This window comes from Micromonospora radicis, assembly GCF_003583405.1.
Classification (GTDB): domain Bacteria; phylum Actinomycetota; class Actinomycetes; order Mycobacteriales; family Micromonosporaceae; genus Micromonospora; species Micromonospora radicis.
The window spans coordinates 1-25,590 of record NZ_QXEC01000046.1 but is presented as its reverse complement, the minus strand read 5'-3'; the positions used below and the strand labels follow the sequence as shown (position 1 = coordinate 25,590).

Genomic DNA, 25,590 nt, shown 5'->3' with positions numbered 1-25,590 from the left:
CTGACCCTCGACCCCGCCAACCCCGCCTGGCCGCCACGCACCCGCAACCAGGACGGAGGCGACAAGTAATGCCACCGCCCTCCCCGCACCCCGAGGAATCCGCCCCTGGCCCCAAGGCGGTAGCCCTCGACGTGAGCGCGGTGCCGGTCCCGGAGCCGTTCTACTGCCGCCGCTGCCGTCGCGCACTCAACATCCGCTTCAACAACCTCGGCATGATCGTCGAGTACCTGCACGCGGCCGAGCAGCGCGGCCAGACCAGCGACCACCGACCCGAGCCCGCACCGGTCACCGAGATCCCGGACCCGATCATCGAGTGCGACTTCTGCTCCGCACCCGACGCGGCCTGGATCTACCGGTGCGCTAACCAGGTCACCGACGCGCGTCGGGTCACCGCACGGGTGGTCGCTGTGGGCGACTACCAGGCGCGGCGCCACGCGGCACGGGTACGCCGCACCGACACCGAGCACGCCTTCACCCAGGCATGGGGCGAACGGTGGTCGGCATGCGAGGAGTGCGCTCACCTCATCGAGGCCCGTGACCTGTATGGGCTGATCGGCCGGGTGGCCGATGCCATGCCCGCGAAGCTCACCCGAGGCACACACCTCATGCGCACCCGGGGCCAGCTCCACGAACGGTACTCCGACGTGTTCAACACCCTCGCCCCTGGCCGAGGTCGCATCGCACCCGGTCACCCGCTCGGCGTCTGGACCCAGCCGCCGGGAGAAGCGCCATGACCGACAGCACGGGGCGGCACGGGTGGCCCGCCCTCACTCACGCGAAGGCCCGCCGCCGGATAGGGCCGGTATGCGGCGCAGCCGACGTGCCCTTGAGCCGCGTCACCGAGGACCCGCACCTCGTCACCTGCCCCGACTGCGAAGGGCTGGTCGACATCGACGCCCTCCCCGACGACGCGACAGTAGGTGACCCACGGGTGATCGAGCTGCTACGCGAGGCGAAGCACGGCAACTTCCGCAAGATCGACGGGGCGGTGGTGGACGCGACCACCACCGCCGCGATCCTGACCGTCTACGACGCACTCACACCCGCCACCCGCGCGAAACTGGTCGCACTGCGCATCGACCACATGGCGCACGTGGCGTGGAAGGTACTGCGCCCACGGGTGTAACGCGGTGGGTCGGTGGCCGGCGGGCACACCCGAGGGTGCGTGCAAATCCCGACCGGCCACCTCGCCCACTCCGGGCCGCCTGCGGACACAACGCCGCTTCTACCCAAGCCGGGGCGTGCCGCCGATACTACGGCGAGCCGTAGCCGCCTCGACGGCACGGCACCGGCAGCGAGCCACCGCCGGAGGGAGGATGGGGCGTGGGACGACGCATGATCGGCGGACGGATCGCCCTCAACCGGGCCGGAGTCGCCTCGTTCACCGGTGCGGCCTACTCCACCGTCAACCACTGGCACCGCCACCGCGCCCGGTTCGGCTTCCCAGAAGGCTTCCAGCATGATGGCCGCGACTGGTTCTGGCTCGACGACATCGAGGCGTTCCACGTCGCGCACCTGGCCGCGAAACGCGCCGAGCTGACGAAGGTCGACCGCCGCGGCGACCCGGAGGATATCCTCGGCTCGGGCGCGGCGGCGAAGGTCCTCGGTTACGGCTCGTACCGCAACCTGCCCGACACCCTGTACGACCACCCCGACCGAGTCGAGACGCTGCCGGACGGGCGGCTACGCCGACTGTGGTTCCGGCGCACCGTGTGGGCCGCCGCCGACGCCCGTACGGGCCGGCAGTCCACCGGCCGCACCCCCGGCACGACCGGTGCCCGCAAACCGCACCCCTATGCCGACGACCCTCGGCTTCCCGCCGCCATCGCGCTCCTGGCCGAGGCCGACCGCGCCGGGCGTGACCGGCACGGCCTCGGCCTCGCGCTCGCTCAGCAGCTCGGCATCACCCAACGCACGGCGCAACGACTGCTTGCCGCCGCAGGCGCAAAGAGCGGTACCTCTTCTAGGCACACGGCTTGAGTACGACAGGTGCCGCCGAGTCGGGTCAGCCCGGCCTCGGCGGCACCTGTCTTGCGAGCGGTTCAGTCTTCGTCGTCGTCCTCGGCAGCCGCCCGAGGCGTCGGAACCTCGATCAGGTAGCGCAGCGCGCCGTTGATGTCGGTGTCTCGATTGTCGGCGGTGCACCTCAGCACGTCATACACATCGTCAGCGACCTCAATCGTGCGGAGGCCTGGCGTTGCGTCGGTCATGGGTGATCCCTTCTGGCAGCGTTCGGCACGGTTGCCCGTTCGGGCAGCCGTGCCTATCCACGCTGACCTCGACGGCGCGATCAAGACCGCCGCTGGCCCCAGACCGGGATACGGCTGACGGCTCTGTTCGAGCGTCGCGACGAGGCAGCCGGCCAGGCTCAGGCAGGGAAGTAAGCAATGCCGGCAGGGCGCCAAACACGAGGGGAAGGCCGCCCAGCTCGCTGATCCCGACCCATGCGATGTCGTCATGCTCATCAGGTGCGCGGTTGGCAGGAGAGCCGACCCAGTCTCTGATTTGCCAGACGCCCACGTGAACGGCGTCCTCGCCACTGCCAGCATGCCAGTCGCCCAACCGTGAAGCGGACTCCGCCACAATGTGAACGCCTAGCTCCTCGCGCATCTCACGCGCGAGGGCCTGGAGTTCCGACTCATCCGCATCGACATGCCCGCCGGGCAGATCCCACAGATCCGGGTATGCCCGGCGGGTCGGGCTGCGGTGTACCAGCAAGACCGCACCGTTCTCCACGAGTGCGCCGCAGACGACGACATGCATGACAGATTAGAGCACAGGGATTAGGACGAAATCGCTCCAGCCAGAGGGCGCGGGCGAGCGTCCGGCCCTGCCGCCGTTCATAGGCTCGGCCTGTTCGCCGGCCGTCACTGGTGCGTGGATTGCTTGGGTCGTCCGCCGTAGAGAGCTTCGAAGACGCGGTCCCGCAGGATCTCGTACTGCTGGCGGCATCGCCGAGGTGGGCCCGGCGGGCGTTGCTGGACTTGACCGCCGACAACGACCTCCGGTGGCTGGAACTGGTCAGCTGTCAGGTCGACCTCGCGGCCGTCGGCCAATCGATTCCAGTAGTGGTAGCCGACCTTGGCCTCTCCGGCGAACACCTCGCCGAGGATCAGCTCTCCGCCGAGCAAGTCCTGAATGATCAAGGCAGTCACCCCGCATTGACCACGGGCTGGGTTGCCGGTGTGCCAATCCTGCTCGTGCGGGTCGCAGGTATCCGCTCCCCAGCCGCCGCGCAGTACCGGCCGCAGCACCTCCAGGTCAATCACGAGAGGGACTGATCGTTGGTCGCGCTCTTCACACGTCACCTAGGAAGGGTCAGCCCTCAAGCGGGTCGAGAGTCAAGGCCCGCCTCAGGTCGTGGCCGACCGAATGGTGCCGCTAGCGGGCGTGCTCATCTAGCCGCGAGTCGGGCGACGCCCACCTCCACCGGTTACTCATCGTGAGCAACGGACGTGCGTCGCCGGGGTGACCGGCGCCGCAAGGTCCCCTAGTACCAATGCCGCCTAGTTAGCGGTGGTGGCGGGTTGTCAAGTGGGTGTGTCGATGCATGCGGAACAGCGGAACTCCCGTTCTGTGCGCCCACGCCTACCTCGCTGTCACCGCCGCGCAGGCCAAAAAGGGGCACCGAATCCGATGGCGGCCCCATCCCTCTTACCCTCGGCGAGATCCGCCGTCTGCTGGACACCTGATCACCACCACCCGACCCTTCGACCACATCCATCGATGGTCACGATGGCGACGACGACACCAGTACCGCGTTAGGAAAGCCCACTACCAGCGAAGGCACCGACTACATCAGGTGCGGCTGGAGTACTAATACTCCAGCCGCACTTGCCTGATCTGGAGTTTCGCCAGGTCATCGGCGTAATCGACGCGTGAGCGGCGCCGGCCGTGCAGCTGCGCGTGTCGATGCTATTCGTGCCGTGAACCAGGTGATCGCACCGTCTGTCTGTTGTGGTCGATCACGGGGCGGGCAGGCTCCCGGGCTTGTGTTGATCGATGAGATCGTGGGCTGGCGGGCGGGTCTGGATGATCTGCTGGCGCGGTTCGCGCACCGGTTCGGGCGGGCGGAGCCGCGCCGGCAGGCGCTGACCTACCTGGTCGGGCTGCTGTCGCCGTTGGCGACCAAGAACGGCTGGACCTTGGCTGAGGCCGCCGGAGATACCACGCCGGACCGGATGCAGCGGCTGCTCAACAGGTCCGCGTGGGACCCGGACGCTGTTCGTGACGACCTGTTTGCCTACGTGTCGGAGCACCTCGGTCACGACGACGGGGTGCTGATCGTCGACGAGACCGGGTTCCTGAAGAAGGGGATCAAGTCGGCCGGGGTGCAGCGTCAGTACTCGGGCACGGCGGGGCGGACGGAGAACTGCCAGCTCGGGGTGTTCCTGGCCTACGCCGGCCCACACGGGCGCACGTTGATCGACCGGGAGTTGTATCTGCCCCGCCGCTGGTGCGACGACGCTGCCCGCCGCGAGGAAGCCGGCATCGCCGCCAGCGTCGGGTTCGCCACGAAGCCCGCGCTAGGTCTGCGGATGCTCGAACGCGCCGTCACCGCCGGCCTGCCAGCGAGATGGGTGACCGCCGACGAGGCATACGGACAGGACTCCAAGTTCCGGACGTGGCTGCAGCAGCAGCGCATCGGTTACGTCCTGGCCGTGCCCTGCAACCAGCGTGTCCCGACCTCGATGGGCAGTTCCCGTCCCGATGTCCTCGCCGCCGCCGCGCCGCCACTTGCGTGGAAGCGGCGCAGTTGCGGCGACGGCGCCAAGGGGCCGCGGCTCTACGACTGGGCCGTGGCCTCCTTGCCCGGCACGGTCGACGGATACGGCCACTGGCTGCTGATCCGACGCAGCATCACCGACCCCACTGACCTGGCCTACTACCTGTGCTTCGGCCCCGCGGACACCCAAGACGAGCAGCTGATCCGCGTGGCCGGAACCCGTTGGGCGATCGAGGAGTGTTTCCAGACCGCCAAGACCGAGGTCGGCTTGGATCACTACCAGGTGCGTCGGTACGACGCCTGGTACCGGCACATAACTCTCGTTCTGTGCGCCCACGCCTACCTCGCCGTCACCGCCGCCCAGGCCAAAAAGGGGGCACCGAATCCGATGACGGCCTCATTCCCCTCACACTCGGCGAGGTCCGCCGTCTCCTGGCACACCTGATCACCGCCGCCCGACCGTTCGACCATATCCATCGATGGTCACGATGGCGACGTCGACATCAGTACCGCGCCAGGAAGGCCCACTACCAGCGAAGACTTCGACTTCATCAGGTGCGGCTGGAGTACTAATGAGTTTTGTGACGGGTCGGTCGGACGGGCGAGAGGGCGCATGCCCGGCTGTGGGCGGTGACTGCCGAGCGGCATGACCGAGGGCTCCGCGGAGGAGGCAGCCGGTGACGCAGGTGCGGCTGACTCGCTCCGCCTGGGAGACTCACGCGGTGAGCTCAGATGTTCCGCGTACGGTCAAGGCGGTCGACACGGCGGAGTTGGTGCGGCTCGATGCGGAGGCGATCGAGTGTGGGCTCAACCGCAATCACGGCGCCGGGTGGCTGGTGGAGTTCGCTGACCCCGACGCGGTGCACTATCTATGGCCGGCGCTGGTACACCGGGCCGGTCACCGGCCCGAGGTGTCGCCGCACTGGCGATGCATGCTGTTGCTGAAGTTGCGAGACGGCCAGCAGGTCTTCTCCCTGCTGGATGTCCTGCCGACCTCGTTCGAGGCCCTGCCCGAGACCCTGGACAGGGCGACGAAAACGGAGATCGCCCGCCGGCTGGAGCATGGGGGCCTACTCACGCAGGCGCAGTGGGTCGACCTCGACTCCTGACCTGGGTACCGGTCAGTGACATGCGCCTCGACAACTCTGCGTATCGGGCGTTTCCACGCTGGAGGGTGGAGTGTCGTCGTTCGCGTTGGTGTGTCACTGTGCTACGTCGCCTCGAAAGGCGGCGTCGGCGGTGTCGGCGGCGCGGAGCAGTGCGGCGGCGAGGCCGCGAGCGTGCTCCGGGTTGAGACTCAGGTGTAGGCCGTCCTCGGCCGGGACACTGAACTCGACGTAGGGGCGTTCCAGGTCGGCCGGGTCGGTGCCGATCCAGTTCGCGGCCTTGTCACAGTAGGCGACCCGCACGTGTGCCTCCACCTGGAGGCACGCCTGGTCGTAGACGTGTACGGTGTCCGCCGCACCTCAATGCAGGAGCGCCTGGGGCGAGAAGGGATCGGCGTCATCTCGTGGCGGCAGTCGATACACCAGGGAGGGCAGTGCTGTGGGTGGGGTGGGCGGGCGGCGCTGGCCGCTCGGGGCAGGCTTGCTCACGTGCGGCCTCCTCACGCGTCTGATCGTATGCGGTGAGCCATCGATGACACGTTATGCCGATGCGGTGGGGCCAGAGCCGTTGACCGATCGCGCCTCCTGGCGCAGCGCGGCGAGCAGTTCCGACACGGCACTGTTGCGGATCGAGTGGCCATTCTGGCGTATGCGGCGTGCGAGGGCATCTCGGCTGACGGTCTGGCCTTCGCGGATCAGCTCGTCACGGGCGGCGCGGGCGGCGGGCAGCAGCGGTACGAGGTCCGGGGCGAGGTCGACACCGGCGTCGTCTGTGTTGTCGGGCGAGTCGTCATCGTGAGATTCCGGGTCGAGGTCATGACCAGCCTCGTCGGCGTCTGATTCGTGGCCGTCTTCCGGGTGTTCAGCGGTGTCAGGAGCCTCATCAAGGCTCGACTTGTCGACATCCACATCCACATCCACATCCACATCCACATCGACGTCGATGTCGACGGGACGGCGCTCGGGCAGGGGTCTCCGATTGGATGGCGGAGATCCGCTGGTGCCGGGCGAGGGCTCGGCAGGTGCCGCAGCGGCCTGCTCGGACGGTGACGGTGCCGGTGGTACCTCGGCCGGCACGGCGCGCGATTCGCGTTCGGCTTCGCGGCGGCGGGCGGCGAGTTCCACGAGCGATACCGACGCGACGATGATCAACCCGTCAACCGAGAGCGGGAGGAGGTAGGGCACGGTGCCGGTCTCGCCGTAGCGGGCGACGACTCCAACCATGTGGTGATAGCTGATCCACGCGGCGATGGCGGCGATAGCCGAGGCGGCGACGACGCGGTTGACGCCGAGCGAACGCCGGTGGACGGTCACCATGATCTTCGGACGTGTTGCGGTAGCCTTCACCCAGCAAGTGCCTTCCGTGACAGGAAACTCGGACCCTCAGCAAGTCCCATTTTCCCTGATCAGAAGGCACTTCTCCGTTTCCAGCCCAGTCCTTGGACACCCTTAACGAAGGGCCGAGGTTAGGGTGCCGCGCGATCCTGTCAGGGGTTTGACCTAGGTCGATATGAAGCGTTCGAGTGAACGGGAGCAGCTTTGAGCAAGGTGTTCTGCGGAATCGACTGGGCCGAACGGCATCACGAGATCACGCTGGTCGACGAGCACGGCGAGTTGGTGGCCAAGAGGCGCATCCATGAGACGGTCGACGGTTGGCAACAACTCAGGTTTAGCTCTGTTGAAAATAACTGCTTGAGCTGGTGTTCGACCGGTTCAGCATTTGCCCGCGACGTTGTGGGCGCGACGCTACCTTGACGCGGTGACCAAGAAGGTCCGGAGTTCGGGTTCGATCATCGGGCTCGGTCTGACTTCGGCCACATAGCCTCGATCGGTGAGCAGTGATGCGATCTTAGCAAGGTGCCTATCGACGTCTTGAACTTCGAGAACGACTCGTTTGATTCGTTGCCAGTCTCGATCTTTGACGCCGATGAGGATGTCGAGTTCGGCCCCTTCGGCGTCGACCTTGAGCAGGTCAATTACAGGTGAACTGGGTAGGACGGCGGATAGTGGCTCAATCGGCGCAGATACGATTTCTGCGCGATACTCGGACCGGTAATCGAGTCTCGGGTGGCGATGTGTCAGTAGGTCAATCTGAAGCTGCTTTTGCTCGGGATATCGGGTCGAATTGCCGGGGGTGTTCGGATAGTACGTAAATGGGGCACGGGGTTCAGGTTGGGCGCCGATGCCGCACCTTGTCAATCGGACGTCCCTCAGTCCGTGTAGGAGTATGTTCTTCTCAAACGCCTCGGCAGACTCAGGGATCGGCTCGAAGGCATAAATGTGGGCGTCTGGGTTGTGCTGTTTGACAAAGAGCGTGTATAGGCCGATGTTGGCGCCAACATCCACCACGACAGCGTTCGGACGCAAACCGGCTACCTTGTAGCAGTCGTGACCGAAAATCTCGTCATACTGGAACTGGGCCTCGCTTCTGCTTTGAGCGTATAGATGCAGACCACTGGTGAGAACGAAGCGCGATACCGGCATGCGTCATCCTTATCGGAAAAGGTGCGAACTTCGCGGATTGGCTTGCGTGGGGGTGGGTCGACTTCGCGTCGTTGCCGTAAGGCACTGTCTCTTCGTGGCGCCGACTCGCGTAGGGGGGTCATCGTTACCTTTTTGTATGCTGTCGATTACCTTCTTGCTGGATTGGAGAACGGAGATCGGCTCGCGATGCCAACTCCTTACCGTATCCCGCCACCCGAAAACGACTATGTCACGCCACCACTCCTTTGCGTCTCGAATAGCCCTTAGGGCACCGGCTAAGGATACCGACGCCGCTGATGAATCAAGGCCCGTTGTGGGATAGCGTCGACACCGTGGCCGGAGACTGTCGGGCGGTCATGACCAAGCTGGCGTAAAGCGCCGTGGTTTCGGCGACCATGGTGGCCACGTGGTGGCGTCGGAGAACTGAACGCCGGGCCGCGGCACCGAGTCGGGCGCAGCGTTCCGGGTCCGTGGCCAGCCGGGTCAGCGCATCGGCGAGTGACTCCGGGTCGCCCGGCGTGACGACCTCGCCGTTGACGCCGTCGGCGACGAGGTCGGCAAGCCCGCCGACGGCCGTGGCTACAACCGGTTTGCCGAGGCCCATGCCTTCGGCCACCGCCAGACCGAACCCCTCCGCCAGGCTGGGGGCGACGATCGCATCGGCCTGCCATAGCACCGCCGGCATCTCCTCCGGCCGCCGTGGGCCGGCGAACCGGACCACCTCGCCGAGATTCAGGCGTCGTGCCTCCTCGCGGGCGGCGCGCGCGTACTCGGAGGGGCCGTCCGGGCCGACGATCACCACGCGTAGCTGCGGCGCCCGCCGTCGTGCGATCGCCGCTGCCCGGATCAGCTCCAGTGTTCCCTTGGGGCGGTAGATTCGCCCGACACTCACGGCGACCCAGGTGTCCTCGGGCAGTCCCCATGCCGGCCCATGTCCGGTCGATGGACGGGCGGGCACGACTGGTGGCACCTCGACACCGTGTGGGATGAGGTGGACCCGGTCAAGCGGCACACCCTGGGCGCGTGCCCGCTCGTAGTAGAACGAACTGGGTGCGATGACCGCATCCGGCGCCAGCCGGTGGAAGGCGAGCCGGAGCCGGCCGCGCCCGAACGTCTCGGTCTGCGGTGCATGCTCGTGGATCGTGACGACGAGCGGGACGTCGTGATGGTCGGCGACGATCCGGCCAAGGACGGCGGTCTCGATGCTGTTCGCGTGCACGAGGTCGATCGGCCTGAGACCGTCTAGCAGACCATGCAGCTCGTCGAGGACCGAGAACTGCATGGACCGCCAGGTCACCCGCCGGTTGTCGGAAAGCTGCTCCTTGTAGCGGGTGAGCCGATACACCCCCTCCTCAAGCGCGGGCACCGCCTCGCGTAGCGACCGGGTGTGGCCGTCGGTGGCGACGGTGATCGTCCAGCCGTTCCGTACCGCCTGCTCGTACAGACGGTAGGCGTATCGTTCCGCGCCGCCGGGGCAGGGCGGGAACCATGGGGCCAGCAGCAACGCGTGGGGCACGGTCTAGCCCTCCGTGAAGGCGGCGCGCAGCATGTCGCGGTGCGCCCGTACGTAGCGGATGTCCGCCTCGTACAGATCGGTGTGCCCCTGCGCGATGTGCTGCTGGAACGCCTCGTTGCCTTGGCCGGCCTGGTCGCGCATGAAGTCGATGAGCGCCTGCAGCCGGTCCGGGACGACGTCGACGACCTCGGCGCCCACTTCCGGCCCGTATGCGCGGCAGAACTCGGCGGCCCGGCGTCCCTGCTCCTGCGGTGTGCCGAAGCTCTCCGGGTTGTCCGGCCCCTGCAATGGCGCGAACCGGTAGACGGCGTAGGCGACGTCCCAGATGCGCGGTCCGGGGTGGGCCGCGTCGAAGTCGATGAAACCGACTGCCAGGCCGTCCTTGACGACACTGTTGTACTGGGCGACGTCACCGTGGCACATGACCTCGGCCGGCTGTCGGACCGGGAAGATCCAGGGGTCGTCGGGGCGCGGCCGGAACGTGACGCTCGCGTCGTGAAGGCCGCGCAGCAGTGCAGCCGCGGTGGCGAGGAACTCGGGCGTACGCAGCTCAGGCGTGAGCACGTCGGGTACCTCGCCGTCGAGGAACGTGAGTATCTCGTTGCCCTCGCTGTCGAAGCCACGTGGCTGCGGCGCGCCGTGGAACCCGCGGTCGTGAAGGTGCCGCAGGAGCCGGTGGATCGCCGGCGCTGCCGGTGACGCTGGCCGGTGGACGACGTCGCCGTGGCGGCGCACGACGTTCACTCCGCCACGAAATTCCTGCTGTTCAGTCATGCGTTGCTCGCCTTCCAACAGGACGGGTCGGCTGTCGCCGACCGTACTTTGAGGTGGGGTGAAGCGGGTGCCGGGAGATCCCGCAGGGCGAGATCGGGTGGCAGCGCGCCGCAGAACGCGGCGGCCGTGGCCATGTCGGCCGGCGGGCCGTGCCGGCCCGCGGACCGCAACATGTCGGCGCGTTCGTCCCGTAGCGTGCCCGACCCGCGCAGTTCGCGTACTGCGGCGACAGTGTGCCGCATCTGCTCCTTGCTGAAGAACCCGCTGCCGGCCAGGTACCTGAATCGGGCGGCGTCCTTCAAGCTCCAACGGAGCTGGCCGTGGCGACCGGCCGGGGCGACCATGTCGAGCTCGAGGTCGAGGGTGTCGATGCCCCAGGGGCGGTGGACGGGCGGGTTCTGGAAGTTCAGATACCAGCTCACCGCCTCCGCCGTGCCGGCGTGGAGCAGCAGGCCGAGGGCGAACGACCGGTCACGGGGGAGCAGATAGTGGATGTCATGGGTGGTCCAGGCCCGGGGCGCGAGCGTCCATCGGTCGGTCCCGAGCCGAAGCAGGCGGCCGTGGTCGTCGTGCGGTGCCAGGTAGAGGGATCCCGCACTGATCCTCAGCAGTGTCGCCTCGGCCGTGTCGCGCAGCACGGTGACCGGGACCAGCGCCCAGGTACGTTCACCGATCGAGTGACGCAGCATGATCTGACCGCCGACCGGCCATCGGCGGCTCGTACTCATCGCGTCCATCGCGCGTAAGCGATGGGCGCTTCGCGTCCCTGGACGTCGAGCATGCGCAGCTCCAGGCCCTTGACGCCGATGCTTTCCCGGAGAGCTCGCGTCTCGCCGGGCCACTTCGGGTGGGCGATCTCGTCAAATGCCAGGATGCTGCCGTCCGTGAGGTAGGGCTCGATCGCGTCCAATGCCTTGCGGGTCGGCTCGTAGATGTCGAGGTCGAAGTAGGCGAGCGAGACGATCGTCTGTGGGTTCTCGCTCAGGTACGCAGGCAGGGTCTCCCGCACGTCGCCTTCGATGACCATGGTCTGCTGGATGTGCGCGAGCGGGTCCAGGGACTCGTGCGTGGCCAGGACGTCGCGCAGGTGGCCGGCGTAGCCAGCCGGGGTCGCGAACCGTCCGAGGCTGGCGCTTGGGCTGACCCGGTCGAGGTCGGCGAGGTCCGGAAACCCGGTGAAGGCGTCGAACCCGATGATCCGGCGAGTCGAATTGTATGGTTCGTAGATGCTGCGCAAGGCGGTGAAGGTGGCGAGATGACGGCCGTGGAACACGCCGAACTCCATGACGACGCTGGGCACCCTCATGCTCATCCGATAGAGCGCGTCCATCGACAGCAGGTCGACCAGCTGATGGCGGCGCATGTACAGGCTGAGGCTGTCGAGAAGGTAGTCGGGGGGATGGGCGATCCGAGCATCAGCTCGGTGAGGCCGGTTCGGGCGGCCCGCTCCTGTTCGGACTCGTGGGGAAGGGTGCGGGGATCCTTGTACTGACCGTCGATCATCGGGGTGCCGCTGCCTCTCTGCGTTGCGGTGCCACGGTGGACAGCAGGTCGGAGGCCGTGGGCCACCGACGGGTGACGCCGGCGTCCGCGCCCACGGTGACTCCGTGCAGGACGATGTCGGTGAGCAGACCAGCCTCGTTCGCCAGGAGTGACCTCGGAACGCTGCGATCGAGACCGCCTGGCGCCATCGAAGCAGCGGCAGCCCGCCCGGCTGGCGTGGCCGCGTGCCGGCGTACCTCGTCGGGTCCGCAGTGTCCGCCGCCGGTGAGCAACATTCCGCTCGCGACAGCGGTGACCCATAGTTCGTACACTGGCCTGCCGGGCACGGCCGGTGGCAGGCCCGCCGCCTCGCTTCGGCGAGCCAGGTCGTTCGGGAGAGGCCGAACGGCCAACAGGTCGGCGGTGCGCCCGCGAAACGACCGGTCCGCTGCGGGCGTGCTGGTGAGGATCGAGCGAGTGGTGCTCTCCGACAGATAAGGGATGATCTCCGGGAGCTCGAGCTGCCGGCAGGTGCCGGCGTCGCTGCGATGGCCGAGATAGCAGGCCGAACCCCGCCGGCCGTGGTCGTCGTTGCCGATGATGCTGCTGAGGTCGTCGTGGTCGACCAGGTTCGGCACAGCGACGAGTACCGCGATCCCTTCCGCGCAGAGGTACCGGAGAGTAGCGATGTCGCCCGCCTCGGCCAGATCGTCGTGCGCGCTGAGGAAAGCGGCCAGGCCGCGGGCGGTCTCGGCCGGCAGGATCAGACCTTGCGTCGGCACGTAGATGTCGATGACCGGCGCCACGTCCCGCCCGGACCAGACCGCCATGCGTGCCACAGCAGCGGTGCGGGCACTGTCGTTGACGAACAGAGCGACGGCGGCGGCCGGAAACCGCTGCGCCAGCGCGGTACAGCCGTCGAGCAGGTCGGTACACGGCAGCGCGTCGTCCTCCAGCACCAGGTGGTGGGTGGCGACGGGGGCGACGGCGCCCCAGGCGATGGCGGCCGAGCGCACGCTGGTCGGCGGACCGTCGGGCCGCGGGTCCAGCGCAACGTTGAGACCGGGCAGCTGCTGGCGCAGCCGGGCCACCGCGACCGACCGTCTGGGGTGCGCCATGACGGCTGCGGACAGCATCGTACGGGCGGACATGGCCAGCGACCGCCTACTGCGCCGTGACGGCGAGGGGATCCTTGGCGACCGGACCGTCGGGGGGCTGTACGCCCGCCCAGTCCACACAGGTGTAGCGGTTTGGGTGCACGGCGACGGCGACGATCTGGCAGTTGCGCAACCAGTTCTCGTATCCGTAGCCGTACGGCAGGTTCTCGCAGATGGCCGGGATGAGCAGTTGGAGGATGCCGCTGTGTGCCACCACGAGGCCCGTTCCGCCGTCGTATGCCTGGGCCATCCGTTGCACGGCGGGGATGGACCGCTGCAGCACCTGCAGGGCGGTCTCCCCGCCCGGGGCGGTGGCGGCGTCCAGCCGGCCCTCGACGGTCCACGCATGCCAGGTCCGGTCGATCTGGTCGAACACCTCGTTGTAGTCGCGTCCCTCGATCTCACCGACCGAGAACTCCCGTAGGTCGGCGTCTACCACGATCGGTACGCCGGGCCGCTCAGCGGCCACCATCTGGGCGGTCTGCTGCGCGCGTACCAGCGGCGTCGTGTGCACGGCCACGATGTCGATGCTAACCAGCATCTCCGCCAGCTCGTGGCCCTGGGCGACACCGTTGTCGTTCAGCGGTGGGCCCGGTGGCGAGGTGGACAGCCGGTTGATCGCGTTGTCTGCGGTTTCCCCATGCCTGGCGAAGAGAATCTTGTCAAGCACGGCGGTGCTCCCTCGTGGTCAGTGGTAAGGCTGTCGCGTCAGCCCCGGCGGTGAACGGAACGAACGGAATCTCGTGAGCGCCGGCCGCCGTCAGGACAGCACGCAGCGGCGCCTGTTCGCCGGCCTGCACACTGAGCAACAGGCAGCCGCCACCGCCCGCACCGAGCAGCCGGCCACCGTCGGCGCCGTGCTCACGCGCGAGTCGGTAGAGCCGGTCCACGGTTGGGGTGCTCACGTGTGGACTGAGCTCACGTTTGATCGCAATGTTGGGCGCTTGACAGCAGGCAGCGGGATCCCGATGGCCGCTGACATCAGTGAATGTTGAGCCACCGTTGGCGTTGATGGGCCCACTCGGTAGCCGAGGTCCCGTAGGCCGGAGTCGGTCCCATCCGGGACGGTGAAGGGACGGACACCGGCAGCCAGCGCGGATATCCGTCCCTTCGTCACCGTTCGGCGAGGACCGCGTCGTTGTCGTTGCTGCTCAAGCTTGTTCAGGCGCAGAGCTTGGCCACGGCGACGCGGACCGGGTCGGGGTTGGCCCAGCTCCAGTTGGGGTGGGCGCGGTTGGTGAGCAGGACCAGGACCAGCTTGCGGGCCGGGTGCACCAGTAGAGAGGTGCCGGTGAAGCCGGTGTGCCCGAAGGTGCGGCTGGTGGCGAGTTTGCCCATGAACCAAGGTTGGTTGAGCACTACACCGAGGCCGTGGTCGGAGGTGCGGTTGGGGCGTTCGGCGTCGACAGCGGGCAGGCCGGTGTTGACGTTGGTGAGCATCTTCTTGGTGATGGCGGCGGAGAGGATCAGGGTGCCTTTGTAGCTGCCGCCGTTGAGGAGGAGTTGGCCGATGACGGCGAGGTCGGCGGCGGTGCTGAAGATGCCGGCGTGTCCGGCGATGCCGCCGAGGTGGTTGGCGACGTCGTCGTGGACGGTGCCGCGCAGCAGCCCTCGGGAGGACCGGGCGTCGGTGGCGACCAGCCGGGCTGCCTGAGCGGAGCTGCTGAGCCAGGTCTTCGGGTTGAAGCCGGTGTCCTTCAGACCGAGGGGGCCGGTGATGCCGCTCTTGAGCGCCTTGTCGAGGCGCTGGCCGGTGAGTTTCTCGACCAGTTGGGCAGCGACCATCAGGCCGACGCTGGAGTAGCGGAAGACGGTGCCCGGGGTGGCGCCCTTGATCAGTGGGGTGGCGAGTACGGCGGCGCGGCGGGCGGCGTCGTTGGGCAGGCCGGTGACCTTGGCGCCGACGGGTAGGCCGCTGGTGTGGGCCAGCAACTGGGCAACCGTGATGGTGTCTTTGCCGGGGCCGGCGAAGCCGGGCAGGTGCTCCACGACGGGGGTATCCAGGGTGATGCGACCCTTGTCGACCTGTTGCAGGGTCAGGATCGCGGTGAAAACCTTGGTCAGCGAGGCGGTGTCGAAGATCGAGTCCGCCCGCATGGCGATCTGCTTGGCCTCGGGCAGCAGCACCGGGCCGGCACCGTAGCGCAGCGCCTTGCCGACCACCGCCTGGCCGGCGACCTTGCCGTCGATCTGGCACAGCGCCACCGCACCGGCGTACGCAGGGTGGTTCGGGTTGGCGCTGGTGGGCTTGAGATGCCGGGTGAGTTCAGTGGTCAGAGCCTTGCCGAGGGGCGACGCTGCCGCGGCAGCGCTCTGTGCGGTGGCGGCGGCCGACGCGCTGGCTGATGCGCCGGGTGCCGCACCGAGCGCCTCGGTGGCCGCCGCCGCGGACGTACCCGCCGGTGCGGATGCTGGGGTGCCCGCGGCCGCCCCGGCGCCCGGAGCGCCCGCCGTCCCGGCGACGCCGGCCGGCGACGGGGAGGCGGCGCCCGTCGAGGACGGGGCCTCGCGGCAACCGGTGACGACGGCGGTGACGGCGGCGAGACCAGCGCCGAGCACGGTACGGCGATGCACAGACATGCGCGGCATCATGACAGGCCATCGGCCTCCGCCGCAGCCCGGCTCTTAACGTGGCCTTCACCGAGCCATGCAGTGATCCTTTTCACGTAGTGGGCCTTTGACTAGCGGTCGAACTCATATTCACACAGGTAACAAGGTGTCACGTTGGGTAGTGGTCCTGAATGGGCGGCAGCGCCTCGGCGGGGTCGGTGAGTGCGTCGACACGGGTGTGACGTGCTGCCGGGGTGGAACGTGGCCGGTAGGCGCCGTCGGTGGAGTGGCCGAGGTGCATCACCGATGGTGATCATGTTGCTTGGCGCCGAGGCGTTCGTCCTAATTGCCCGATGAATCGCTTGTGATTACCGGAGTGTGTGTTTGGTCGAGGGTTCTAGTGGTTGCTCGACCCCTGGTCAAGACATTGATGGCGCTCCCACCATCTCCCTACGCTGCGCGCTGACTTTTGCGGTGGCCCGGCTACGGGGGAGGCTTGCTGTGCAGGAGCAGCGGATGTGTGGTGTGTTCGTCGCGTTGGCGGGTGGCGATGGTTTCGTCCGCTGGGCGCGGCGGATCGCGGTGGCGCTGTCGGTGTTGTTGGTCGTGACCATGTCGGACGTTCCGGTCCGGCCCGATCGGGCGGTGGCAGCCCCGAAGGCGGCCGCCGAGGCGACGCCAGCGTCGAAGCCGGCGTGCCCGGACGATCGTCCGGATGAGGTGTCGGCAGCGGTGGCCGCGCGGTTGTGTGGCGAGCGGGTCGAGGTGGCGAACCGGCGGTCGGAGACCGTGCAGGTGTTCGCCAACCCGGACGGCACCCTGACCCAGGAGCAGGCTCTCGCGCCGGTGCGGGTGCGGCAGGGCGACAACACCTGGGTACCGGTGGACCTGACGCTCCAGCGCCGCGCCGACGGCACGGTGGCGCCAAAGGCTCACGCCCGCGACCTGCGCTTCGCCGGCGCTTCCTCCGGCGAGGGCGAGCACGAAGTGGTGTCGCTCGGCACCGGCGCCGAGCGGGCAACGCTCGCCTGGTCTGGTCCGCTGCCCGAGCCGGTCCTCGACGGCCGCACCATCACCTACCCGGAGGTTCGCCCCGGAGTTGACCTGGTGTTCCACGCCCACGCCAGCGGCTACGAGCAGCACGTCGTGGTCAAGGACCGGGCCGGCCTGGCGCACGTGCGCAAGCTGACCCTGCCGCTGGACACGGGCAAGCTCACCGCTGCTGGTGACGGCATGGGCGGCCTCATTCTGAAGAACTCCCGGGGTCGGCGGGTCGGTCAGGCGCAGACGCCGATGATGTGGGACGCGAAGGTTTCTCCCCAGTCCGGTCAGCACCTCAACCTCGCGCCGGTGGCGCTGCGGACGAAGTCGGCCGGCAAGGGGCGTACGCTGCTGGAGTTGACCCCGGACGCGGACTTCCTCGCCCGCGAGGATCTGGCCTTCCCGGTGACGATCGACCCGCCGACGTCGCTGTCGCCGTCGTTCGACGCGTTCGTGCAGAACACCTTCTCCAGCGACCAGTCCGGTGCCAGCGAGCTGCGGCTCGGCTACTCCAACGACGGTGGGTCGTTCACCGCCCGGTCGTACCTGCGGTTCAACACCAGCGGGTTCGCCGGCAGCAAGATCATCACGGCGAAGCTGCGGTTGTGGAACTTCCACTCGTGGTCGTGCACGGCGGCGTCGTGGGAGGCGTGGCGCACCGACACGGTGGACTCCTCGGTGCGGTGGACGAACCAACCGACCGCGCGGGCGAAGGTCGGCACCTCGACCGAGACCAAGGGCTACAACTCGTCCTGCGCCGACGGTTACGTCTACATCGAGGTCGGCGGCGCGTTGCAGCACAGCGCCGACAACAACCTGTCCAGCGCCAGCGTGATGCTGCGCGCCACCTCCGAGTCGGCCACCGCGGGGTGGAAGAAGTTCGACTCCGCCGAGGGCACCCGCCCGCCGCTGGTGACGATCACCTACAACAGCGCGCCCACCGCGCCCACGGCGCTCGCCGTCGCACCCTGCTACACGGCGTGTGGGGCGGGGGCGCGGACTGCGTCGTTGCGTCCGACGTTGTCGGCGAAGTTGGCTGACGCGAACGCGGGGCAGACGTTGCAGGCCGAGTTCGAGGTGCGCAACAAGAGCACCCAGGCGGTGGTGTCGACGTCGGGGTTGCGGTCGGGTAGTCCGGCGTGGACTAACGGGTCGACGGCGTCGTGGCAGGTGCCGGTGAACCTGGCCAACGGCATCGCGTACGAGTGGCGGGTGCGGGCGAAGGACCCGCACAGCTACGGTGCCTGGACCGGGTGGACCACGCTGACCGTGGACACCACCAAGCCGGGTGTGCCGTTCGTGTCGGCGACGATCTACCTCAACGACGGGCAGCCGCACGGTGGTGCGGAGGCGCCGGACACGTTCACCTTCACCCCGGCGTCCGGCACCAACGATCTGGCCGCGTTCGTGTACAAGCTCGACTACGAGGCGAGCGCGACGACGGTCGCGGCGACCGGCGCGAAGTCGGTGACGTTGCGCCCCCGCGACGGCCAGCGGACGTTGACGGTGCAGGCGAAGGATGCGGCGGGTAACCTGTCGGATCCGAACCTGTACGTCTTCTCCGCCGGTAACGCCGCGTTGGCGCAGCCGCTGCCCGGCGCGACCATCGTCAAGCGCACCAAGCTGGAGGTCACCACCCCGGTGGCCGGCTACACGCGGGCGTACTTCGAGTACCGGCGTGGGCCGGGTGGGGCGGTGTTGCCGATCCCGTCGGCGAACCTGACGTCTGCCACCGGTGCTCCGATCACCGCGACGGCGGCTAGCCCGGTCGTGCTGTCGTCGCTGGGTGGGTATGCGATCTGGAATGCCACCGACACTCTCGGCCTGACCGGTGGCGTGGTGGAAGTCCGGGCCCGTATCTACACCTCCAGCGGCACCACCCCGGCGTACACGATTCCGTGGGTGCAGGTGAGCGTCGACTCCAGTGGCGCCGGCGCCGCCGCCGACGACATCGGCCCCGGCTCGGTGAACCTGCTCACCGGCGACTACGCGCTGTCCTCCACCGACGCGGACGAGTTGGGTCTGTCGGTATCGCGGACGTCGTCATCGCGTAACCGCGGCGACGGCTACCAGCCGATGGCCGAACGACTCACGGCCAACCAGAAGCAGGTATCGACGAACCTGACCGGCTTCACCGTGCCCTCCACGTCGTCGGCGGCCCGCTCCACCGCTCGCGGTCAGGGTGAAACCACCCCGGTCGACTCGCTGGAGATCACCCCGGTCACCACCACGAGTAACGACACCTATGTGGCGGTCGGCGGGGACAACGGTGGGCTGCGGCTGGGTATGACCGGCGGCAAGACCTACCGGATGACCGGCTGGATCTACGTGCCCGCCGCCACCGGCCTCGTACCGGAGAACACCCAGCGGGGGCTGCGGATCGTCGGCATCTACCGGGTCGGCAGCACCTACAGCGAGGTCGTCTCGCCGATGGCCGCCTACACCGACGGCTGGCAGGAACTGTCGGTCGACATGACCGTCCCCGCCGGCGCCACCGAGGCGTTCTTCCGCCTCTACAACGGCGCCCAGGGCGGCTCCGGCCGCCGGGTCTACTGGGACAACCTCTCCTTCACCGAGATCGTCGCCCCCTTCGGACCCGCGTGGTCCGGCGGCGCGACCGGCGGCGCGGCGGACGTGGACTACACCACCCTTACCCTGCCGGAACCGTCGATGGCGGTGGTCAACACCATCGGCGGCGGCTGGATCACCTTCGCCAAGAACACCGACGGCACCTCCTTCACCCCCGAACCCGGCGCGGAGGGAATGATCCTGACCCGGGTGGGCAGCACCGCCTACCGGCTCTCCGAACTCGACGGGACGGTCACCGAGTTCACCCAGCAGGGCGGAGCATGGGCCGCCACCAGCTCGTGGACGGCCGAATCCCACACCACCACCCGCTACACCTACGACACCAGCGGTGACCGGCTGCTGCTCAAGAAGGTGATCAACCCGGTTGAGCCGGGGGTCGACGACGCCAACAACTGCGCCACCGCCACCCCCGTCCGCGGCTGCGAAGTCCTCGAATACGAGTACGCCACGACCACCACCCCCGGACTCAGCCAGACCGTGTTCGGTGACTACACCGACCGGGTCACCGGCGTGAAACTGTGGGCCTGGAACCCCGACACCTCCGCGATGACCGCCACCCACATCGCCCGCTACACCTACGACAACCTGGGCCAACTCCGCGAGGTCTGGGACCCCCGCGTCACCCCGGCATTGAAAACCACCTACGAGTACGCCGACGGTCGGGTCGCCAAGGTCACCCCCGCCGGTGAACTGCCCTGGCACTTCGACCATGGCAACCCCGACGTCGACTCCGCCGCCCTGCGATACGACTTGGACGCCGGCTCGGGAACGTCGGTGGCCGACTCCTCTGGCAGTGGCCGCACCGGCACCATGGCCAGCGGCGTCACCTGGGGTCAGGGCAACGACCCCGACAACCCCGCTGACCGCGCCGCAGTCTTCACCGGCGGATCCGGCCAGCAGATAAGCGTCGCCGGGTCTGCGCTCTCGAACACCGCCTCCTACACCGTCTCGGCGTGGGTGCGGCTGAAGACCAAGACGGCCAACCGGACGGCGGTGTCGAAGGACGGCTCCCGTACCAGCGGCTTCTTCCTCAACTACGTCGCCGCCGACGACCGGTGGGCCTTCTCCCGGGTCAGCGCCGACAGCGACAGCGCCACTCCGATCCGCGCCACCTCCAACACCGCCCCCGTCGCCGGCCGGTGGACCCACCTCACCGGCGTCTACGACACCGCCACCGGCCGGATGAAGCTCTACGTCGACGGCGTCCTCCAGAACACCACCGCCGCGACCGGCGGCTGGAACGCCACCGGCGGATACGTCATCGGCCGGGCCAAGTGGGCCGGTGCCGCCGCCAACGTCTGGGACGGCGAGATCGACGACGTCCGCGTCTACGGCAAGGCTCTGAACGACGACCAGGTCGCCACCCTCGCCGGTGACGAGAACACCGGCCGGCTGCTCCGCGTCCGCCGGGCGGCCCTGCAACAGGGCTCCAAGACGGTGACCGACGGGGAGATCGCCACCAACGTCGTCTACAACGTGCCACTGACCCAGGCCGCGGGCGGCCCTTACAACCTGAACCACGCCGCCATCTCCACCTGGGGGCAGGTCGACCTGCCCACCGACGCCACCGCGGTGTTCGGCCCGGAGGACAACCCCGGCCGCAACCGGGCCACCCCGGTATCGCCGGGTACCAACGGCTATAAGTACGCCACCGTGCACTACCTGTCCGCCGGCGGCAAGGAGGTCAACACCGCCACCCCCGGCGGTCACATCGACACCCAGGAGTACGACCGGTTCGGCAACGTCATCCGCACCCTGGAAGCCACTGACCGGGCCCTGGCCCTGGGCACCCTGCCCAACGCCGACACCCACCTCGCCGAACTCGGCCTAGCCGGCTCCGACACCGCCAGCCGCGCCCTGGCCCTGTCCACGGAGCACACCTACAGCGCCGACGGCATCGACCTGCTCGAAACCGTCGGCCCGACAGCCCTCGTCGTAATCGAAGACGCGCTGGCGGATCCCGACGGTAGTGGTCCTTTGGTCGCAGTTCCCGCTGGTACAACGATGATTGGACGTTCTCGGACCGTTAATATCTACGATGAAGACAAGCCAGACGGTGCGACCTATCATCTGCTGACTACTGAACGTCAAGGCGCTCAGATTCTCGGGTATCCCGATGCTGACGTGCGGACTACAAGGAACTATTACGCCGGACACAACGGCGGCGCCTCGGGGTGGGTGTTGAGAAAGCCCACGATCGTCGTCACCGACGCGGGATCGGGTGGGACGAATATAACCTCTCGACTCGTCCACGATTCTGCTGGCCGCACTATCAGGTCCTGGGGGACCGACTCCAACGGGGCCGACGCGCGGGCTGTCGAGTCCATCTTCTACACGGCAGGGGTCAACTCCCGGGCAGGCGCGTGTGGGAACAAGCCGGAATGGGCTGGCCAGCCATGCATTACTCGGCACGCCGGTGTAGTCACGGGGCATGATCCGACCCGAATGCTCGACGAGCTTCCGGCGCGTCACGTAGTCGGATACAACAGGTACGGCAACGCCACGGAGGTCTCAGAAACCGCTGGATCTAGGTTGCGCACGAGTGTCACGACGTATGATGCGGCAGGTCGCGTGACTAGCGAAGCTGTATCATCCGACCAAGGTGTAGCGCTCCAGCCAGTTACCACGAGCTATGACTCAATCAACGGCCAGAAGGCAACGACCCAGAGTGGCTCAATGGTAATCAGTCGAGAATTCGATGCTCTTGGGAGGCCCGTCAAATACACCGACGCAAGCGGGGCCGTGACGAGCACCGAATACCACCGGCACGGAAAGCTCGCACGCGTCATCGATCCAAACAGTACGACGACATATACCTACGACCGAGTTCTGGAGCCGCGCGGTCTTCTGACAAGTGTCAACGACAGCGTTGCAGGCACATTCACTGCCGGTTACTTCCCCGACGGGCAACTCGTCGAAATGACATACCCAGGAGGCATCACACGCCGCGATCGTCTCGACAGTGGCTTCAATCCTGTCGAACGGGTTTACACCCGCGACCTCGATGGTGAGGTGCTGTACAGCGAAACGGTAGTCGAGAACAGCGCTGGCCAGTGGATCGACCACAGTTATACGGGCGGGAATAAGACATTCGCCTACGACCGGAAGGGGCGCCTTGTGCGCACGCGGCATGATGCCGCACTCCTCGGTGGTTGTGTCACTCGGACTTATGGCTACGATAACCATACAAATCGAACTTCAAAACAGCTGTTTGCCCCTGACAGTGACGGCGGCTGTCAGGAGGCCGACGCGACAAAGGCCAGCACTCACAACTATGACACCGCAGACCGGATCACCGACCTCGGCTACATCTACGACGCTTACGGTCGAGTCATCGAAATGCCCGGCGGGCTCACAAACACCTATTTCGTCAACGACCTAGTTCAGAAGCAGGAGCTTGACGACGTACGCCAGGAATGGACGCTCGACCCTGCCCGCCGGTTCCGAAGCTTCACCGTGCAAACGCTTTCTGATGGAACCTGGGGCGAACCGCGCTCTAAGGTAAACCATTACAGCGACGACAGTGATAATCCGCGCTGGATTGTGCAAGACACAGATGACGGCAGCATTATCCGAAATGTGGCAGGTCCGGACGGAAACCTTGCGGCAACCACTTCTGCAAGCGGAAGCGTCAAACTTCACCTGACCAACCTGCACGACGATGTCGTTATCACCGCCGACCTGGCGCTGGAGGACATCGAGGTATTCGACTACGATGAGTTCGGTAATCCGCTGGCCGGGCAGGCCGACCAGGCTTACGGATGGTTGGGCGGTAAGCAGCGTTCCGGTGAAGCCCTCGGCAATGTGATCCTCATGGGCGTCCGTCTCTACAGCCCGTTGCTCGGGCGATTCCTGCAGGTTGATCCGATCGACGGAGGAAGCTGCAACGACTACGACTACGCTTGTGCGGACCCAGTCAACCAGTTCGACCTAGACGGACAGCGATGCTGGGGGCCAAAATGGGCATGCCGAAAGGCTGCCGCCGTTGGCCGCAATGTAGCGCGAGGTGCGAGCGCGGCTGGGCGATGGGCCTATAAACACCGAGGTACGATCGCCACAGTGGCGGCTACGGGGTTCTGCATCACGCCAGCAGTCGGATGGGCAGGCTGCGCGGCCGCACAAGCAGCTGCCTACGGCGTTCGTGCTCAGCAGCGCGCCCAAGAAGGGGGTGGCTGGCGGAAGACCTGGCGAGCAAACGCTGTCGACGGAATCGCCACTGCTTCTACAGTCGGGTTGGGCTCTGCCTTCCGTTATGCGCAGTACGGTAAACTGGGACGTATTAAGTCCAAAAAGCCTAAGATCTGGCAGCGCAAAAAGCTGAAGGCGTGGGAGCGCAAGCATCAGACGAGGGCGTGGAACGAACTTGGGTGGCGAGGTTCCGCGATGCGAGCCATTGGCGTGACTGGTCCATTTGCTGGAATAAAGAAATATTCAGATCGGCGTGGGCGTCTGGCGTACTAGCCGCCCAGAGGCATAGTGATGGTAGAGCCCGACCTCGACTTAGCTTAGGCCTGCGAGGTCGGGCTCACCGAGCTTGGCAGTGATACCATTCTAGGGTACTATCGGCCATAGCCCTACGTAATGAGAGGTGTTCACGGCGATGCGAGCGCGGGCCAGTTGGCGGTCTTGGCCGTGGAACTTGTTCCTTTTCTCCTGTTGTTTGGTTCTGTTGCTGCTCTGTGGCGCTGTGGCGGTGACTGAATCGGCAATACCGGCGAAAATCATCTTCTGGATTATGGCCGCCGGCCTGACGCTTTCGGCAGGTCGATCACTGACGTTGGGGGTGACCGCCCGTGAGGACGGGATCCTCGTCCGAGAACTGTTGCGAACGACGCTCATCCCTTGGGCGGAAGTTGAGACGATCGAGTTAGAGGACCAGTCCACGGGGTTGGCGGGGCTTCTCGACGCCGAAGCCCCGACCGTCACGGTGCGTATGCCTGATGGTAATATGAATGAGATTGAACTGAACGTCCTCGGCACCTATCGCTTCCTTGCCTTTCTCTCTCCTGGCCGTCGGGCGGTCGACGGATTGAAGGCGGCCCATGATCAGTGGCGTGCGGGCGAATGAGGTGGAAGTAGGAATTTCACCAACTGTAGACTCCCGTCAATGGATGTTGTTCTGCATGGCATGTCGGCTGGCGCTGGCCGATGGCGTGCCTATGACGCGAGGCGGGTGATCTGGAACGTCGATGCGATATTCGTCAAAACGGACCGCGTGCGGGGATCGACTTGGAGCCAGGTGGAGATGTCCGCCCCCGGGGTTCGTTGTCAGGACTGCGATGCCGGATGATCCCGGGGTGGCGACCATCCATGTGCTGCAGGCGGGCGTGACCAAACCGGGCCCGGACCGATTGGCGTGCGCGGCCTGGCTGGCCCTGGTGCACGAGGCCACTAGGAAGCTCGGCGGCGTGGTCATCACCTCGGTCGAGGAGCCGACGGTCGGTCGGAACTACTACCGGGTCGGTGTTCGACTCCGTGACGGTGTGTCGCTGAGCATCCTCTTCAACGCAGCAGCCAACCTGGTCGCTGGAGCTCAGCGGCATGATCCCGGCAGGATCGACGCGGTGTTCGTAGACGTCCCCGCCGCAGACGTCTACCGCTACGCGGGGCTGCGGGTCGCCACCGGGGCGGAGCTGGATCAGCCGCTCAACGACCGACACCTACGCCTGCTTACCGACGAGGAACGCCGCGACGTCGCCTACCACCAGCCGGAGCGGCTCGGTGACCTGCTGTTCAACTGGTTCGACTGAGGGGCCCCTCGCGCGCCCACCATGCGGCAGATCCGGATACTCACTGGGCTTGAGTCGGGCAGGGTGTTGCGCGGTCAGGTGTTCTCGGCCAGCGGTTGTCTCTTTCCCAGGCGTCGAGGTTGAGCGGCCGGGTGGCGTCGACGCCGGCGGCGCGCGGCGCACCGGCGGCAACGCCGTGCGTCGGGGTGCCCGCGCCATCCGGAACACCGGCGCAACCGAACTGCGACGGCTGCGCACTCGTACACATGTGCGATGTGCGGCTTTCGGGATTTCGACCTAACCTGCGTGGTGACCGCCGCCGCGCCATTGGCCGTGGATTCGCGGCGGCGGTCTATTGCCCCACTCCAGGTATTCGAGAAGGAGCAACGTGACAATCCTAGTAACCGGAGCGACCGGAAACGTGGGTCGCCAGGTG

The 25,590-nt window shown here is 67.1% G+C and carries 22 protein-coding genes and 1 pseudogene; 9 read left to right on the top strand and 14 right to left on the bottom strand.

The genetic code is table 11. The features are described from left to right. Positions 1 to 140 precede the first annotated feature (140 nt). The 3 genes from D2L64_RS26320 to D2L64_RS26310 all read left to right on the top strand — a co-directional run bounded on the left by D2L64_RS26320 (position 141) and on the right by D2L64_RS26310 (position 1,980). Positions 141 to 734, top strand: coding sequence for a hypothetical protein (locus D2L64_RS26320; protein WP_233559162.1), 594 nt, complete (start codon positions 141 to 143; stop codon positions 732 to 734). Then, positions 731 to 1,126, top strand: coding sequence for a hypothetical protein (locus D2L64_RS26315; RefSeq protein ID WP_119579891.1), 396 nt, complete (start codon positions 731 to 733; stop codon positions 1,124 to 1,126). Before D2L64_RS26320 ends, D2L64_RS26315 begins: the two co-directional genes overlap by 4 nt. 209 nt (positions 1,127 to 1,335) lie before the next feature. Next, entirely contained in the window at positions 1,336 to 1,980 is a 645-nt protein-coding gene (locus D2L64_RS26310) for a hypothetical protein (protein WP_119579890.1), read from the top strand. A gap of 62 nt (positions 1,981 to 2,042) precedes the next feature. Here D2L64_RS26310 and D2L64_RS27710 read toward each other — a convergent pair whose 3' ends face one another. The 3 genes from D2L64_RS27710 to D2L64_RS26300 form a co-directional block, all read right to left on the bottom strand. After that, positions 2,043 to 2,210, bottom strand: a complete 168-nt coding sequence (locus tag D2L64_RS27710; protein WP_199714797.1) for a hypothetical protein — start codon at positions 2,208 to 2,210, stop codon at positions 2,043 to 2,045. Beyond that, positions 2,176 to 2,763: an NUDIX domain-containing protein gene (locus D2L64_RS26305; RefSeq protein WP_119579889.1), complete on the bottom strand. Its 588-nt coding sequence runs from the start codon at positions 2,761 to 2,763 to the stop codon at positions 2,176 to 2,178. The genes D2L64_RS27710 and D2L64_RS26305 overlap by 35 nt, the downstream gene beginning before the upstream one ends. 104 nt (positions 2,764 to 2,867) lie before the next feature. Then, on the bottom strand, positions 2,868 to 3,269 hold the full coding sequence (locus D2L64_RS26300; RefSeq protein ID WP_119579888.1) for a YunG family protein: 402 nt from the start codon (positions 3,267 to 3,269) through the stop codon (positions 2,868 to 2,870). 723 nt (positions 3,270 to 3,992) lie between these two features. Between D2L64_RS26300 and D2L64_RS26295 the strand changes: the two genes are divergently transcribed. Together D2L64_RS26295 and D2L64_RS26285 are read left to right on the top strand one after the other, a co-directional pair. Continuing rightward, positions 3,993 to 5,171: an IS701 family transposase gene (locus D2L64_RS26295; RefSeq protein ID WP_119579887.1), complete on the top strand. Its 1,179-nt coding sequence runs from the start codon at positions 3,993 to 3,995 to the stop codon at positions 5,169 to 5,171. Positions 5,172 to 5,448: 277 nt separating this feature from the next. Further along, a complete protein-coding gene (locus D2L64_RS26285) occupies positions 5,449 to 5,835 on the top strand; it encodes a hypothetical protein (protein ID WP_119579893.1) in 387 nt (128 codons plus the stop codon). Positions 5,836 to 5,928: 93 nt separating this feature from the next. Here the strand turns inward: D2L64_RS26285 and D2L64_RS26280 are convergent, their stop codons facing one another. Both D2L64_RS26280 and D2L64_RS26275 read right to left on the bottom strand, forming a co-directional pair. Beyond that, a complete protein-coding gene (locus D2L64_RS26280; protein ID WP_233559161.1) occupies positions 5,929 to 6,135 on the bottom strand; it encodes a hypothetical protein in 207 nt (68 codons plus the stop codon). 237 nt (positions 6,136 to 6,372) lie between these two features. Then, positions 6,373 to 7,149, bottom strand: coding sequence for a DUF2637 domain-containing protein (locus tag D2L64_RS26275; protein ID WP_119579884.1), 777 nt, complete (start codon positions 7,147 to 7,149; stop codon positions 6,373 to 6,375). Between the two features lie 222 nt (positions 7,150 to 7,371). Between D2L64_RS26275 and D2L64_RS27705 the strand changes: the two genes are divergently transcribed. Next, positions 7,372 to 7,587, top strand: a complete 216-nt coding sequence (locus D2L64_RS27705; RefSeq protein ID WP_191088745.1) for a transposase — start codon at positions 7,372 to 7,374, stop codon at positions 7,585 to 7,587. Here the strand turns inward: D2L64_RS27705 and D2L64_RS26265 are convergent. From D2L64_RS26265 to D2L64_RS26225, 9 genes and pseudogenes are all read right to left on the bottom strand, one after another. After that, complete coding sequence (locus tag D2L64_RS26265; protein ID WP_119579883.1) at positions 7,579 to 8,316, bottom strand: FkbM family methyltransferase; 738 nt, start codon at positions 8,314 to 8,316, stop codon at positions 7,579 to 7,581. The two genes, D2L64_RS27705 and D2L64_RS26265, sit on opposite strands and share 9 nt — an antisense overlap. 301 nt (positions 8,317 to 8,617) lie before the next feature. Then, positions 8,618 to 9,832 carry a glycosyltransferase family 4 protein gene (locus tag D2L64_RS26260; RefSeq protein ID WP_117230917.1) on the bottom strand — a complete coding sequence of 405 codons (1,215 nt, stop codon included), beginning with the start codon at positions 9,830 to 9,832 and terminating at the stop codon, positions 8,618 to 8,620. Between the two features lie 3 nt (positions 9,833 to 9,835). After that, positions 9,836 to 10,606 (bottom strand): aminoglycoside phosphotransferase family protein, encoded by a 771-nt coding sequence (locus D2L64_RS26255; RefSeq protein WP_119579882.1) that lies wholly within the window; start codon positions 10,604 to 10,606, stop codon positions 9,836 to 9,838. Then, entirely contained in the window at positions 10,603 to 11,334 is a 732-nt protein-coding gene (locus D2L64_RS26250) for a hypothetical protein (protein WP_147376321.1), read from the bottom strand. Before D2L64_RS26250 ends, D2L64_RS26255 begins: the two co-directional genes overlap by 4 nt. Then, a pseudogene (locus tag D2L64_RS26245) lies at positions 11,331 to 12,109 on the bottom strand (class I SAM-dependent methyltransferase). The gene D2L64_RS26250 and the pseudogene D2L64_RS26245 overlap by 4 nt, the downstream one beginning before the upstream one ends. Further along, entirely contained in the window at positions 12,106 to 13,179 is a 1,074-nt protein-coding gene (locus D2L64_RS26240) for a hypothetical protein (protein WP_147376320.1), read from the bottom strand. Before D2L64_RS26240 ends, D2L64_RS26245 begins: the two are co-directional and overlap by 4 nt. Positions 13,180 to 13,252: 73 nt before the next feature. Beyond that, the gene (locus D2L64_RS26235; protein ID WP_119579879.1) at positions 13,253 to 13,915 is read right to left on the bottom strand and encodes a histidine phosphatase family protein; all 663 of its coding nucleotides are present in this window, start codon (positions 13,913 to 13,915) and stop codon (positions 13,253 to 13,255) included. Beyond that, entirely contained in the window at positions 13,908 to 14,150 is a 243-nt protein-coding gene (locus D2L64_RS27700) for a hypothetical protein (protein WP_199714795.1), read from the bottom strand. The genes D2L64_RS26235 and D2L64_RS27700 overlap by 8 nt, the downstream gene beginning before the upstream one ends. 256 nt (positions 14,151 to 14,406) lie before the next feature. Continuing rightward, positions 14,407 to 15,825, bottom strand: a complete 1,419-nt coding sequence (locus tag D2L64_RS26225) for a serine hydrolase domain-containing protein (protein WP_233559158.1) — start codon at positions 15,823 to 15,825, stop codon at positions 14,407 to 14,409. Between the two features lie 471 nt (positions 15,826 to 16,296). Between D2L64_RS26225 and D2L64_RS26220 the strand changes: the two genes are divergently transcribed. From D2L64_RS26220 to D2L64_RS26210, 3 genes are all read left to right on the top strand, one after another. Next, a complete protein-coding gene (locus tag D2L64_RS26220) occupies positions 16,297 to 23,886 on the top strand; it encodes a LamG-like jellyroll fold domain-containing protein (protein ID WP_119579876.1) in 7,590 nt (2,529 codons plus the stop codon). Between the two features lie 199 nt (positions 23,887 to 24,085). Further along, positions 24,086 to 24,493, top strand: a complete 408-nt coding sequence (locus tag D2L64_RS26215; protein ID WP_158603554.1) for a PH domain-containing protein — start codon at positions 24,086 to 24,088, stop codon at positions 24,491 to 24,493. Positions 24,494 to 24,722: 229 nt separating this feature from the next. After that, positions 24,723 to 25,175, top strand: a complete 453-nt coding sequence (locus D2L64_RS26210; protein ID WP_233559157.1) for a hypothetical protein — start codon at positions 24,723 to 24,725, stop codon at positions 25,173 to 25,175. Positions 25,176 to 25,590 lie beyond the last annotated feature (415 nt).

Excerpts from the sequence above, each read along its gene's own strand:
- D2L64_RS26315 (WP_119579891.1), top strand. The coding sequence starts at position 731 with ATGACCGACAGCACGGGGCGGCACGGGTGGCCCGCCCTCACTCACGCG.
- D2L64_RS26310 (WP_119579890.1), top strand. The coding sequence starts at position 1,336 with ATGATCGGCGGACGGATCGCCCTCAACCGGGCCGGAGTCGCCTCGTTC.
- D2L64_RS27710 (WP_199714797.1), bottom strand. The coding sequence starts at position 2,210 with ATGACCGACGCAACGCCAGGCCTCCGCACGATTGAGGTCGCTGACGAT.
- D2L64_RS26305 (WP_119579889.1), bottom strand. The coding sequence starts at position 2,763 with ATGCATGTCGTCGTCTGCGGCGCACTCGTGGAGAACGGTGCGGTCTTG.
- D2L64_RS26275 (WP_119579884.1), bottom strand. The coding sequence starts at position 7,149 with ATGGTGACCGTCCACCGGCGTTCGCTCGGCGTCAACCGCGTCGTCGCC.
- D2L64_RS26265 (WP_119579883.1), bottom strand. The coding sequence starts at position 8,316 with ATGCCGGTATCGCGCTTCGTTCTCACCAGTGGTCTGCATCTATACGCT.
- D2L64_RS26255 (WP_119579882.1), bottom strand. The coding sequence starts at position 10,606 with ATGACTGAACAGCAGGAATTTCGTGGCGGAGTGAACGTCGTGCGCCGC.
- D2L64_RS26250 (WP_147376321.1), bottom strand. The coding sequence starts at position 11,334 with ATGAGTACGAGCCGCCGATGGCCGGTCGGCGGTCAGATCATGCTGCGT.
- D2L64_RS26225 (WP_233559158.1), bottom strand. The coding sequence starts at position 15,825 with ATGTCTGTGCATCGCCGTACCGTGCTCGGCGCTGGTCTCGCCGCCGTC.